The sequence below is a fragment of the Colwellia sp. 20A7 genome (assembly GCF_009832865.1).
GTDB lineage: Bacteria > Pseudomonadota > Gammaproteobacteria > Enterobacterales > Alteromonadaceae > Colwellia.
On sequence record NZ_CP047130.1, the window covers coordinates 2393627 to 2406541 of the forward strand.

Annotated in this window: 12 protein-coding genes; 4 read left to right on the plus strand and 8 right to left on the minus strand. The window is 34.8% G+C overall.

Going from position 1 to position 12915, the window contains the following annotated elements:
- The first annotated feature begins 57 nt into the window (after positions 1–57).
- Positions 58–1710, plus strand: coding sequence for a glucose-6-phosphate isomerase (pgi, locus tag GQS55_RS10385; RefSeq protein ID WP_159820370.1), 1653 nt, complete (start codon positions 58–60; stop codon positions 1708–1710).
- A gap of 49 nt (positions 1711–1759) precedes the next feature.
- Positions 1760–3364, plus strand: coding sequence for a sialate O-acetylesterase (locus GQS55_RS10390; RefSeq protein WP_159820372.1), 1605 nt, complete (start codon positions 1760–1762; stop codon positions 3362–3364).
- A gap of 236 nt (positions 3365–3600) precedes the next feature.
- Here the strand turns inward: GQS55_RS10390 and GQS55_RS10395 are convergent, their stop codons facing one another.
- Together GQS55_RS10395 and GQS55_RS10400 are read right to left on the minus strand one after the other, a co-directional pair.
- Complete coding sequence (locus GQS55_RS10395) at positions 3601–4809, minus strand: IS256 family transposase (protein WP_159820374.1); 1209 nt, start codon at positions 4807–4809, stop codon at positions 3601–3603.
- A gap of 75 nt (positions 4810–4884) precedes the next feature.
- A complete protein-coding gene (locus GQS55_RS10400; RefSeq protein WP_159820376.1) occupies positions 4885–5763 on the minus strand; it encodes a LysR family transcriptional regulator in 879 nt (292 codons plus the stop codon).
- A gap of 91 nt (positions 5764–5854) precedes the next feature.
- Between GQS55_RS10400 and GQS55_RS10405 the strand changes: the two genes are divergently transcribed.
- Complete coding sequence (locus GQS55_RS10405; RefSeq protein ID WP_201294500.1) at positions 5855–6283, plus strand: PACE efflux transporter; 429 nt, start codon at positions 5855–5857, stop codon at positions 6281–6283.
- Between the two features lie 388 nt (positions 6284–6671).
- On the opposite strand, the gene GQS55_RS10410 is transcribed toward GQS55_RS10405, so the two are convergent.
- Together GQS55_RS10410 and GQS55_RS10415 are read right to left on the minus strand one after the other, a co-directional pair.
- On the minus strand, positions 6672–7397 hold the full coding sequence (locus GQS55_RS10410; protein WP_159820378.1) for a siderophore-interacting protein: 726 nt from the start codon (positions 7395–7397) through the stop codon (positions 6672–6674).
- Between the two features lie 39 nt (positions 7398–7436).
- Positions 7437–7892, minus strand: coding sequence for a DUF2798 domain-containing protein (locus tag GQS55_RS10415; protein ID WP_159820380.1), 456 nt, complete (start codon positions 7890–7892; stop codon positions 7437–7439).
- A gap of 103 nt (positions 7893–7995) precedes the next feature.
- Here GQS55_RS10415 and GQS55_RS10420 point away from each other — a divergent pair, with 103 nt between their 5' ends.
- Positions 7996–8424: a MarR family winged helix-turn-helix transcriptional regulator gene (locus GQS55_RS10420; RefSeq protein ID WP_159820382.1), complete on the plus strand. Its 429-nt coding sequence runs from the start codon at positions 7996–7998 to the stop codon at positions 8422–8424.
- Between the two features lie 184 nt (positions 8425–8608).
- Here GQS55_RS10420 and GQS55_RS10425 read toward each other — a convergent pair whose 3' ends face one another.
- The 4 genes from GQS55_RS10425 to GQS55_RS10440 form a co-directional block, all read right to left on the minus strand.
- On the minus strand, positions 8609–8749 hold the full coding sequence (locus GQS55_RS10425; protein ID WP_159820384.1) for a helix-turn-helix domain-containing protein: 141 nt from the start codon (positions 8747–8749) through the stop codon (positions 8609–8611).
- Positions 8750–8784: 35 nt separating this feature from the next.
- The gene (locus GQS55_RS10430) at positions 8785–10041 is read right to left on the minus strand and encodes a valine--pyruvate transaminase (protein WP_159820386.1); all 1257 of its coding nucleotides are present in this window, start codon (positions 10039–10041) and stop codon (positions 8785–8787) included.
- Positions 10042–10216: 175 nt separating this feature from the next.
- Complete coding sequence (locus tag GQS55_RS10435) at positions 10217–11455, minus strand: tyrosine-type recombinase/integrase (protein ID WP_159820388.1); 1239 nt, start codon at positions 11453–11455, stop codon at positions 10217–10219.
- Positions 11456–11657: 202 nt separating this feature from the next.
- Positions 11658–12884, minus strand: coding sequence for an EAL and HDOD domain-containing protein (locus GQS55_RS10440; protein WP_159820390.1), 1227 nt, complete (start codon positions 12882–12884; stop codon positions 11658–11660).
- Between the last annotated feature and the right edge of the window lie 31 nt (positions 12885–12915).

Genomic DNA, 12915 nt, shown 5'->3' on the forward strand with positions numbered 1-12915 from the left:
TGCATTCATATTTTAACCAGAATTAACATCATCTTATATAAAATAACAGAGTATTAAATGAACTCAAGAACATCACTTTCTAGCTGGAAAAAACTAGTTACTCAGTCTGAAACTATGGCTAAATGTCATATGAAGGAATTATTTGCCATAAATGAGCAACGTTTTAATGAATTTTCCATCCAATTACCCTCTTTTCTTTTAGATTATTCCAAAAACCTTATAACCACAGAAACTATATCAACCTTGCTTGAATTAGCTAAAGAGTGTGATGTTGAAGTGTGGCGTAAAAAGATGTTTCAGGGCGAGTCTATTAATTCTACTGAAAATAGAGCAGTACTTCATACTGCATTACGAAACAGATCTAACAAAGACATTATTATTGCTAAAAAAAACATTTCTGAAGATATTCGTCATGCCTTAGTAAAAGTTGAGGAATTCAGTAATAAAATTAGACAGGGACTATGGAAAGGGTATTCAGGAAAACCTATCACTGACGCTGTTAATATAGGTGTTGGTGGCTCTAATTTAGGGCCGCAAATGGTTACTGAAGCACTAAGACAATATAGTGATAATAGTATTAATGTTCATTATGTTTCAAACGTAGATGGTACACAAATAGCAGATGTTTTAAGGAAACTAAACCCTGAAAAAGTTTTATTCATTGTTTCTAGTAAAACCTTTACGACTACCGAAACCATGACCAATGCTAAAACGGCAATGAAATGGCTTACTGCTTCTTCATTTGATAACAAAGCAATAAAGAAACATTTTGTCGCTGTATCTTCTAACAAGAAAAATGCGATATCTTTTGGCATTGAAGAGAATAATGTTTTTGATATGTGGGACTGGGTTGGTGGTAGGTTTTCACTTTGGTCTGCAATAGGTTTACCAATCGCGATTGATCTTGGTTTTGATAAATTTATTGCGTTACTTGATGGCGCTAACGATATAGACAATCACTTTTGTTTTGCCCCATTAGAAAGTAATGCACCAGTTATACTCGCTTTACTCAGTGTATGGAATTGCACTTTCCTTGGTCATCAATCACAAGCAATATTACCTTATGATCAATCATTACATAGGTTATCAGCCTATTTACAACAAGCTGAAATGGAGAGTAATGGAAAATCTGTTAGCTGGGATGGCGATGACATTGATTATGCGACAGTGCCAACTATATGGGGTGAGTTAGGTATTAACGGGCAACATGCTTTTTACCAATATTTACACCAGAGTAACAATATTGTTCCAGCTGACTTTATTGGTTCTGTTGAAACAGTTACACCCGTAAATAATCATCACAACACCCTGCTGTCTAACTTCTTAGCGCAAACACAAGCATTAATGCAAGGTGTAAATAAAGGACAAATATGTCTTGATCTAAAAGCTAAAGGTTATACCGACGAGTATATAGAGAAAGTTTCCTCACACAAAGTGCATAAAGGAAATCGTCCAACCAATACCATTCTATTAAAGCGCCTAGAACCTCGTTCATTAGGTAGTTTAATTGCGTTATACGAACATAAAATCTTTGTACAAGGGATCATTCTTAAAATATGTTCATTTGATCAGTGGGGTGTAGAGTTAGGTAAAAGTTTAGCCCATAAAATACAAAAAGAACTAGAAGGTAAAGAAATTAATGCGGGTCATGATAGTTCAACTAAAGGTTTAATGAATTTCATTTATTCAACTTTAGAAAACACTAAATAGCGTTAATTACTCTATTATAAAACATATTAGGATACAAATGGAGGACAAAATGAAGACATATAAAAAAACAAACAAGATAAAAAGTACTCTCATAAATTCATTGTTATTATCAGTAGGTCTATTGAATATAAATGCCTCTGCAAATGTTGAGCCTGCGTCATTATTTACCAATAATATGGTTATTCAACAGCAAACTAATGCTGCTGTTTGGGGGAAAGCCGATCCAAAAGAAAAAATTATTATTACTGCAAGTTGGGGGGAAAGCATATCCACTGTTGCTAACAAACTTGGTTATTGGCAAGCGACTTTACCAACGCCCATAGCAGAAAAAAATAATCCAAAACCATATACCATCGAATTCAAGGGTAAAAACACTGTTGTGATAAATAATGTTCAAGTAGGTGAAGTATGGTTAGCTTCTGGACAGTCTAATATGTCTTATAGTATAGACAGATTAAAAATACCTCGAGATCAAATTGGCGCGATAAACTTTCCTTATATCAGGGAGTTTAAAGTTAAAAAAAATGCTTCAATAACACCTGTAGATAATGCTGTAGGTCAATGGATTTCAGCAAATGAAGATAGTGTTTTAAATTTTTCAGGAACAGCTTACTTTTTTGCAAGAGAGATTCATCAAGCAACCGGTTTACCTGTGGGTATTGTAAATTCAAGCTGGGGAGGCACCCAAATTGAAACCTGGTTATCTAAAGATTCACAATTAAATCACCAATCCACTCAAAAAATTAAAGCTGACTTTGATAAGAAAGCCTTAACATTCAATACTAAAGAGTCAACAAAGATATACCAAAAACAACTACAAGATTGGCAAACTGATAAGAAAAATTCTGAAACCAATGGCAAACTATTTACTCAAAGAAAGCCTTATTTACCTGAACATCCACATGCAGGTAAAAATTATCCTAGTAATTTATACAACGGTATGATCAACCCAATCAAAGGTTATATGGTGAAAGGAGTAATTTGGTATCAAGGCGAAAATAACGGCAAATCCGCTGAAAGAGGAAACTTTTACCAAACACAACTAACACAACTCATTAATGACTTTAGAGTTGATTGGGATATGCCCAATTTACCTTTTTATGTTGTGCAATTAGCAAACTTCAAGAAAGCACAAAGCAACCCTGTTGAACCAAACCAATATTGGCCTTATGTTAGAGAATCAATGCGCAAAGTAACTGATACGCTAAAGAATACAGATATGGTAGTAACAATAGACATTGGTGATGCTGATAACATTCATCCTACAAATAAAATGGAATTGGGACGACGTTTATCATTATTCGCGTTAAAAAATGAATATAATAGAGATATTATTGCATCTGGCCCTAAGTTCCAATCAGCTGAAATAAAAGGTAATAAAATGATACTTACTTTTTCTGAGGTTGGTTCTGGCTTGGCAACTGATGATGGGCAGCGATTAGCGGGTTTTGTTATGGCGGAGAGTAATGGAGAGTATATTTGGGCAAACGCTGAAATAATACCAGGTATAAAAAATAACACTCAGCAAGTAGAGATAAGTAGTCCAAAAATAAATAAGCCAACTTCCATTAAATATGGTTGGGCAAATAACCCGAATATGCTTAATTTATATAATAAAGAAGGATTGCCAGCTTCTCCATTTAGTACTAAATAGCTTATATTTTGATTTGTTACAAGTTATTAAACACTAACAATCATTATACATATACTGCCAAATCGATATTATTAGCTTATGGACAATATCGATTTGATTACTCTGTTTAATCATAGAATAGCTAATATAATTAATTACTCTAGTTGGATAGGTGTTTTAGAATTAAAATTGATGTGTGTAGCTCATACCAAGCTAACTATTATGACCCTGTAACAATATCTGTGTAAGTACCATTTTTAAATATAGTCTGAAATACGGTCTTCGAATTCAATCATAAAACGATTCAAGGCCGATTTCCAATTCCTTATTGGCATAGTCCATTTTTTCGATGCTTGAGTAATGGCTAAGTAAATAACTTTCTTAGCTGAGTCATCGTTGGGAAATACCTTTCTGTTTTTAACCGCTTTGCGTATAACGCTGTTTAACGATTCTATCGCATTCGTTGTGTATATAGCCTTGCGGATATCATTCGGGTAAATGAATAAGGTATTGAGATTATCCCAATGACGTCGCCAGGAAGCTGATATGCTTGGGTATTTATCGTCCCAGCGTGCTGAGAATGCATCTAATGCCTTCAATGCTTGCTCTTCATTAATCGCTTGGTAAATTGTTTTTAGGTCTTTGGTTACCGCTTTATAATCAGTATAAGGCACAAATTTCAGCGAATTCCTTACCATATGTACAATACATAACTGTATTTGAGTATTTTCAAAGGCGGTATTAATGGCATCAGGAAAGCCTTTTAAACCATCAACACAGGCAATAAGGATATCTTGAACGCCTCGGTTTTTGAGCTCGGTCAACACATTAAGCCAGAATTTAGCCCCTTCATTTTCAGAGAACCACATACCCAGTAAGTCCTTTTGCCCTGTGACATCAACGCCTAGCGCTAAATAAACCGCTTTGTTGATAACCTTATTATCTTCTCTGATTTTTAGACGGATACAGTCCATATAAACGATAGGATAAACAGGCTCTAACGGCCTTGTTTGCCATTCATCGACTTTTTCAATTACCGCATTGGTCACACGAGAAATTAAGGTGGGAGAGACTTCTGCGCCATAAAATTCATCAAACGAGTCGACGATATCGCGCGTCGTCATACCTTTGCCGTAAAGGTATAAAATCTTGTCGTCCATAGAGGTGAATCGTGTTTGATTTTTCTTTACGAGGAGCGGCTCGAAGCTACCATCACGGTCACGTGGTGTATTTAGCTCAAACTCTCCGTCCTCGGTTTTAACTTTTTTAGCGCTAAAACCGTTACGGTTGTTGGGCGTACTCGTTTTTTCATGTTTAGCGTAACCAAGGTGGTCGTCTAATTCAGCATTTAATGCCGCTTCAACAGTAACCTTGGTTAGCATAGCTCTGAATTTATCTAAATCTTCGCCTGTTTTAATACTTTTTGCGGCTTCTTTTGCAAAAGCTTCAAGTTCTTTCTGGTTCATGTGTTTTACCTTTCTTTGATACCACTAGGGTAACTGATGAAAAGTACTTACACAAAATCTGTTACAGGCTCACTATTATTTATCCAATATATGAGTGACCGCATCAGCCAGCCATATCAAGGCTGGCCCTTTGGCCTTTTGTTTGGTCATCACACGTTCAATTTGCATAGGCCACGGCTTATGATCGAAACTTAAATTCATGCGTACCATTTCACCTCTTTTTTCGTATTGTTCTGCCATATAAGCAGGAATATAACTCCAACCTAATCCTGCTTTTACCATTGTATTAACAGCATTAAAGTTACTTCCCCACCAAGTATGCGAAGAAATATTCGGGCTTTGCGGCAAGGTTTTTTCATCAAGTCCTCTTGTCAATAATTGACGGTGGGCTGATAAGTCTGAAACGGTGACTATATCCATACTCGCTAGTGGATGTGATGGACTCACAACGCCATAAAATGGCAAACTCCCTATGTAACATAAATCCACTTCTTTCGGGAAACCGATATTCGCAAACATCAGCCCTATATCAGCTCGTTCAGTGTTCACCAAGGTTAATACATCGGGTGTTGAAACAGCATAAAGCTCCAAATTAGTACCAGGAAACTTCGTTGAAAAGTTATTTAAAATATCAGTAACTACCGGAAGTAAGGCATCATCTAGCGCTATTTTAACTTCTGTTTCATGAAATAAACTTAAAGCGTTGTTTACTGAGTCAAGTTCATAAGTTTGTTGCAAAATGGCTTGGGCAAACGGTAATAATCTTTCACCATGAGAGGTTAATGACGGTTTACGACTAGTGCGATCAAATAACCGCGTATTAAGTTCAATTTCAAGATTAGCAATCCCCTGACTCACTGCAGATTGAACCTTACCCAACTTACGAGCGCATGCCGAGAATGAGCCAGATTTTGCCGTTTCTACAAACATTCTCAGCTGTTCTAAATTATACATATCACTTTTCCTGATAGTAACTAACTATATTCTTTCATAATGAATGATTATTATAACAACATCAATACAAAGCAACGAAAGGAAATTTAGCATGAACGTGCAAAGTATTAGTACAACAGAGCGTATTTTACACAGCGTATTATTTGAAGCAATTGCATTAATATTTATGATATATGCCGCAATGAATTTTATCGATGTAGATACAAAATCAGCCACAGGATTAGCTATGGGCCTGTCATTAATTGCGATGTTCTGGAATTATTTTTACAACTTAGTATTCGATCATATTTTCGGAGATGATCGCATCAATCGTACAATTAAAATGCGTATAGGTCATGGACTCGGCTTTGAATTAGGACTAACTTTCGTCACGCTCCCATTAATAATGTGGGTACTACAGTTAGACTTTTGGATTGTTGCCGCGATGGAAACAACTCTTATTCTATTCTTCTTGTTATACGCGATTATTTATAACTGGTGTTATGATCTAGCTCGTGTACGTATTATCAGTGCATTGTAGATTTTAACAATACACTGATAATACTAACTAAAATAGACTGACAATAAACTATCTTTAGCGAAGGTACACCATACTATTACTGGGTACCTTTGCTAGTTAAGTCATTAGAAAATAGCACACAGCAATACCACTCAAATACATCTCATAGAGCCATACTACGTTACCACTCATAAAATGACTGTTTAGCGCTATGAACTTACATTAAGTTGAACTTGCATTAAGTTTCTGTGCGCCATACAACCCTAAAGATAATTCTCACTAAATTTACTGTATGTTTGTTATTCTCAGTCATTGAGAATATTTAAAAATGTTAATCATTAATGGTTCTTGTAGGCCGATATTTTCAAACCTTACTGATAAATACCCAAAATATTAGGTACAACCTTAATTATCTTTTCTGATTCCAGTATGCACTAGCATAAAGTGTTGACTTATCATACTCACAATTATTATCTAAATGGCTTTTTAATTGTTTCACAACACTTGCTTCAGCAGCGATAAATATAGCGGTATCATGCAAATGATTACTTTGTGATTTAAGCCCATCTAAAAAATCTTCAGTTAACTTGTTTGGCGTTACCAACCAGTGAATGTTTATCCCTTTAGGAGTTATTAATGTTTGCTTGTCTTGCTTATCAGGAATTTGTATATAAGCATGTCCAATGGCATTTTCAGGTAATTTTTCCAAAGTTGCAGCAATGGCAGGTAAGGCTGTGATGTCACCAAAAAAAAGATGTTGCTTAGCATTGATATCAAGGTGCTTTACATCTCCTGGCCCTGCTATGCCAAGATAATCCCCTGCTTTGGCTTCAAGCGCCCAATTAGTAGCTAAACCTTGATGATCATTTACCGCAAAATCGATGGTTAATGCTAAGTTTTGCTTATCAAAAGATCTCACCGTATAAGGTCTCATAAACATCTTAAAGCCGAAATATAAACCCAATTTAGGTTTTTTGTCGCTTAAATTAGGATTAGGAAAAATAGCTTTAACATGAGCACTTTCTTTGTCATCAGGGAAATCACTCAGTGATTCACCTGTTAAGATAATTCTTTTCATATGTGGTGATAAATCATTCACCGATAACACTTGTGTCATACGCATTGTAGGTCCCATAATATCTTCCAATTATTTACCAATAAATTAATTGGTTAGTTAAGCTGGTACTTTTGCTATGTACCCTTCAAGTTTTGGTTTTATGATCAAAGTCATAACAAGTGACAACGTAAGCCCCACAGGTAATGCAAAAAGTAAACTATTAAAAAATAACTGTGAAAACTGAGCTGAAGACTCGTAGCTGCCATTTTTTACCGTAAGAACTACTGCTATAATCGACTCCATTATTATCGCCATTGAAATACCTTGAAAAAGATTCTTTTGTAAAGATGACCAAGCAAGACAGTATTGATTTATAAGCTTATTCATACCGATAAATAGAACGCCACCAACGGGGAGCAAAACAACCAACGCAAAAATAAATGAATTAACCCATGTATTAATAAAAGGTTGAGAAGGTGAAAGATTGACCAATGTCATAATCGCCGTAATAGTCCCAACCATAAAAAGCATGATTAAAAGCATAACGAATAGGTTTTTCAATTTAAGTTGCATAAAAGTACCCAATAAAATATAGTTGATAAAGTCTACTATATTTTATTTTGGTTGATACTGTCAACTATATTTTGATAAATACTGAATTTGTCCGGGAGGACCCATGGAATTAAGTGAAGCAATCTTTGGTTTAGTACACACTGTGCGTAATAATATGATGCAAGAAATAAAGCTATTATCAATCGATTTAGCGCCAATGCACCTAAAGGCATTAAAAGTAATATCAATAATGGATGATTGTACAGGACAAAAATTGGCCGATTATATCGGGCGAGATAAAGCCCAAATTAATCGGTTAATTAAAGAGTTAGTTAGCCAAGAGTTAATTACTAAAATTGATAATAAAAATGATAAGCGTAGCCACTTATTAAAATTATCGGTTAAGGGAGATAAAATAATAGCGTTATTTAGAACTGCCGAAAAGCGTGTATTCAATAAAATGGCAAACGATATTTCGCCAGAAAAAATTGACGATTTTATCCAGTTAACCCAAATACTACAAAGTAACCTTAGTCCTAAAAACATCGAATAGCGATTAAAAGTTAATTTATAAGAGATAACAATATCTAGGTCTGTTGATCATTAGAAAATTTTTTTGCAGCTATTTGTTGGGTTTTTATACCCAGCAGAGCCCTTGCCATGTGCATATTCTTCATAAAAAAGCGATAACGCCGTAAAAACCACCCAAAAACGCTATCCGAAGAATTAAGCTAACACTAATTATTCTTTTTTTGCGTTCGAAATTGCTTTGGTGTCATACCAACGTATTTGTTAAAGGGTTTAGTAAATGCGCATTCTGACTCATATCCAACAGATAATGCAATATCATCAATAAAGAGTAATGTACTAGCAATCATTTCTTTAACCTAAGGTATAAATAGATATAGGCGTATTATATCCCTTGGTAAGCCTTCATAACTTCTTCTGAAATAATTTGAATACCTTGCTTTACTAACAGTTCAGGTTGAACATAGGAAACACGTAAACATTCACGTTTATGAGACCATTCGTCATCAATGCCGACAAAAAAATCATCGCCTGGCACCACTAAAACACCACGAATTTTAAGACGCTGATACAGCTCATGACTCGTTATTGGTAAGTCTTTAAACCATAACCAAAGAAAAATTGCACCTTCAGGCTTATGTATTCGATACGGTAGCTTTCCAAGATATTGACGAAACCAGTTAGCCGCTTTGTTAGCGCGCTCTTGATAAAAAGGTTTAATGTAATCTTGCGTGATAGAAACAATTTCACCGGTTTTAAATAACTCTTTAGCTAATGCTGGGCCAAGTGAACCACAAGATAAGTTAACAATGGTATTTACATTAGTATATTTTTCAATAACCTTTTCATTGGCAATAACAATTCCTGTACGTAAGCCAGGTAAACCCATTTTTGAAAGGCTCAGGGTTAAAATTGTATTTTGATTCCAGTGAGGTGTTGCTTCGGTAAAAATGATATTTGGAAAAGGGAGACCATAAGCACCATCAATAATCAGTGGTATATTTTTTTCTTTAGCTAATTCATCTAAATGATTGATTTCATCATCAGTAAGTACATTTCCTGTTGGGTTAGCAGGTCTAGAAACACACATTGCCGCGGTTTTGTCAGATAATGCTAACGTTGAAAAGTCTACATGGTATTTAAATAAGTTATCATCTAACAGTTCAATTGATGGTCTAGTTGCTGTAAAGAAGTTTTCATTTACTCCAATATCTTTATACCCTATATATTCTGGAGACAAAGGTAAATGAATGGAATGGTAATCGCCATTTGGCATAGAGCCAGCAAACATATTATATAAAATGAAAAAAGCTGATTGGCTACCATTAGAAATTGCAATGTTATTGTGGTTAAGATCCCAACCAAATTGTTTTTTCAAAAAACTAGCCACTGCGACACGAAACTCTTTGTCTCCTTGTGGAGACTGATAAACACCTAATATACTTTGTCTTTTTATAGGATCAGCTAAAAGTGATTCTAATTTTTGTTGGAATACTTTTTCAACTTCAGGTAACTGACCTGGATTTCCTCCTCCCATAAATATCATATTGGGATTTTCATCAAGGGCATTGCCTATATCATCCATTAATCCTACTATGCCGGATTTTTGGGTAAATTTTTGTCCAAATTTAGAGAGTTTCACAAGTAAAAAGATCCTATTAATACAGTAACGATATAAATCAAATAATTAATTAAACTCAATGATGGTAACAAGTATGACTGACTCTGAATAGCTTTCCAGTGATGCTTGTTCAAGACTAACGAGTATAGCCTTGAATTAACATGCAAGTTGACCGGTAAAATTATACAAATAACGATTAATCCACCTTTCTTTTTTTACCACTTTCCGCTCTTTTCTTATTCTCAGACTGTACATAAATCGTATCGGTTGTTCCCATACTGGCATGGCCTAAATCTTCTGATAGATCTTTCAGTGCTCTACCACGCTCAATTTCCATACTAGCGCCAGTGTGTCTAAGCCAATGCGTGGTTGCTTCTTTAAGTTTTACCGCTCGGTCTTCACCTTCAGCTTGTTTCATTCGTGTAAAGGCATGATCGAATATATCTTGTACTAACCGTCTTAAATGCCTTGTTGTCATGCCACCTTGGCCACGTATTTTTTCAACTAAAACATTATTATCACCGCTAGTAGGTAAGCCAGAAAGACCTCTATATAAACGATACCGTTGTAAAAAAGGAATAAAATCAGAGGGAACGGTTATATCACGCAATTTTCTTCCTTTACCAAATACTTTTAACCACCAGTTTTCGTCTTCGTCTTGCCAGAAATGTCCCATAGTTGGAGACCAATTATCTCGTTCTGACAACTCTGAAATTCTCAAAAACAAAGTCTTTAAACTGGCGATAACAAATAAATTTCGTTCATATATTGGATCTTCATCTGCAAGATCAATAGCGGTATCTAGCAAATATTGCCACTGTAAGCTTGAAAGTCTTTTAATTTCTTTGACTTGGGTATCAAAAATAAAATGCTTACAATCTTTTTTAGCTGTCTGCGCAGGGTTTCCATAACAAAGCTCTTCGCCCATCAAGTAATTATAAAATACAATAACCGCTGTAAATGTTGACGTTAAGGTTTGTTGTGACGGACGATATTTCTTTTTATCGATTTCCTTTATTGTCTGACTTTTAGCCGCTTGTATTTTAAATGGGCGCCATACGTCATTATTAGTAAAGTAACTATTTTGGAGCTTGAAACGCTCTTGATTACTGGTGCCAATCCAATTTACTGATGGCTTCCAACAAAAATCTGCATAGGTAAGAATATCTGATTTCCGTAATTCATCTATCGGTGATTTATTTTCTAAAAATGACCACAATAGGAATTTTTCAACTTCATTCCTAAATCTATCAAAGGTATGCGCTGATTTATTCCTGCCTGTATATTCAAGAAATGCCTTGCCCCACTCCCAATGACCTTTACACCAAGATGGTAGTGAATTGATAAATTTGTCTAATTCAGGGTAGTTTTCAAACTTGAAGTCACACAGTTCGATATAAGTAGGAAATAATGGTACAGGTGTTGTTTTAGACATGAATACATAATGAGAGGAGATTTTTACTTATTCTAATTAGCATCAGCTATTATGTCCAATACTAAAGAAGAATAAACAAGCCAAATATATTGTTGAATTCCTTGCTAATTCATTAATATTACTGAATTTTTACAAGGCATATCAGAAAGTGTTTAAGCTGTAAAAAAAGTAGACTTACAGTCTTTAACTTCAGGGGGTACTTTTATATATCGAGATCATTACACCATTGACTCGCTTTTAGAAACTCAGCTTGTACAACTTCTTTGTCTAATGAGTACTGATTTAAAATATTAGTTAAGGTTTTATCAATGGTTACCTGTTCGTGACCTAAAATATAACTCGTTGTTAAATCGAGTAATTGCCCTAATAAACCTTCATGCTTCACTAAAGCCCTTTCAATGGGCTCTGCTAAAGGCATCGTCTTAACAATTTCAGAAATAGGCATAGATAACATTACTTCAATAGAGCTAAGTAATCCGGTAATAAAAGCAAAGTCATTAACCGGCTTAAAGGTATCGCTATTACTTAAAGAGTACATCATTTTCGCGGTTATCAATGCTTGTTTACATACTTCATCGGTTGTTTCAGATGTTAGGTTAGACAACGCAAGAATAGAAACAAAGTGTCTTAGCTTTTCTTCACCTAAATAAGCTGCTGCTTGTTTCAATGATGTGATTTTAATACGAGTACCTGTAGAAACATTATTAACCAGCTTCAATAAACCAACGGTTAAGTTTACATCGTGACTAATAATTTCTGCAACGCTGTCATAATTAAGTGGTGAATTAAACGTTTCGCTTAACAAATGAAGCATTTGAGTTTTTATTGGCGCAAGCGTTTGACCTTCAATAATTTCAGGCTCATGATAAAAATAACCTTGGAAATAATCAAAGCCCACTTCAGCAAGTGTTTGTTGTTGATTTCTTGTTTCTACTTTTTCTGCCGCAATCGCAATATTAAATGCTCTCATGCGCGTAACTGCAGGTAATAAACGTTTAGTATTAATTTTTTCAATATCAACTTTAACAATATTAATGTACGGAAAAAGTACATCCCAATGCAGCGCTAAATCATATTGAGTTAGTGCAATCATATAACCTTCATCATGATAAAACTGTATTATTTTTAGTAACTTGTTAGTTGGTTTTTCATGACCTACTAGCTCTATTACAATAGAATCTTTATCAAACATTAAGGGGAATTTATGAATTAGGCAGTTTTCAGTGAAATTAATAAATGACAACTTACCCATACTAATTGTTTTAATATCACCATGAATATGGTTTTGAATAATCAGTTTAGAGCTGGCAATATCATGATCAACGTCGGGGAATTTATTATCAGGACTGTCTCTAAACAATAACTCATAACCAATGGTTTCTGAAGTATCGTTAAAAATTGCTTGTCTCGCGATATAAGTATTTTTCATTACGCTTTATTATTGTATGTTCCTTGACCTC

What these genes read in the sequence shown, in the direction of transcription:
- pgi (WP_159820370.1), top strand. Translation starts at nt 58, where the DNA reads ATGAACTCAAGAACATCACTTTCTAGCTGGAAAAAACTAGTTACTCAG.
- GQS55_RS10390 (WP_159820372.1), top strand. Translation starts at nt 1,760, where the DNA reads ATGAAGACATATAAAAAAACAAACAAGATAAAAAGTACTCTCATAAAT.
- GQS55_RS10395 (WP_159820374.1), bottom strand. Translation starts at nt 4,809, where the DNA reads ATGAACCAGAAAGAACTTGAAGCTTTTGCAAAAGAAGCCGCAAAAAGT.
- GQS55_RS10400 (WP_159820376.1), bottom strand. Translation starts at nt 5,763, where the DNA reads ATGTATAATTTAGAACAGCTGAGAATGTTTGTAGAAACGGCAAAATCT.
- GQS55_RS10405 (WP_201294500.1), top strand. Translation starts at nt 5,855, where the DNA reads ATGAACGTGCAAAGTATTAGTACAACAGAGCGTATTTTACACAGCGTA.
- GQS55_RS10410 (WP_159820378.1), bottom strand. Translation starts at nt 7,397, where the DNA reads ATGGGACCTACAATGCGTATGACACAAGTGTTATCGGTGAATGATTTA.
- GQS55_RS10415 (WP_159820380.1), bottom strand. Translation starts at nt 7,892, where the DNA reads ATGCAACTTAAATTGAAAAACCTATTCGTTATGCTTTTAATCATGCTT.
- GQS55_RS10420 (WP_159820382.1), top strand. Translation starts at nt 7,996, where the DNA reads ATGGAATTAAGTGAAGCAATCTTTGGTTTAGTACACACTGTGCGTAAT.
- GQS55_RS10425 (WP_159820384.1), bottom strand. Translation starts at nt 8,749, where the DNA reads ATGATTGCTAGTACATTACTCTTTATTGATGATATTGCATTATCTGTT.
- GQS55_RS10435 (WP_159820388.1), bottom strand. Translation starts at nt 11,455, where the DNA reads ATGTCTAAAACAACACCTGTACCATTATTTCCTACTTATATCGAACTG.
- GQS55_RS10440 (WP_159820390.1), bottom strand. Translation starts at nt 12,884, where the DNA reads ATGAAAAATACTTATATCGCGAGACAAGCAATTTTTAACGATACTTCA.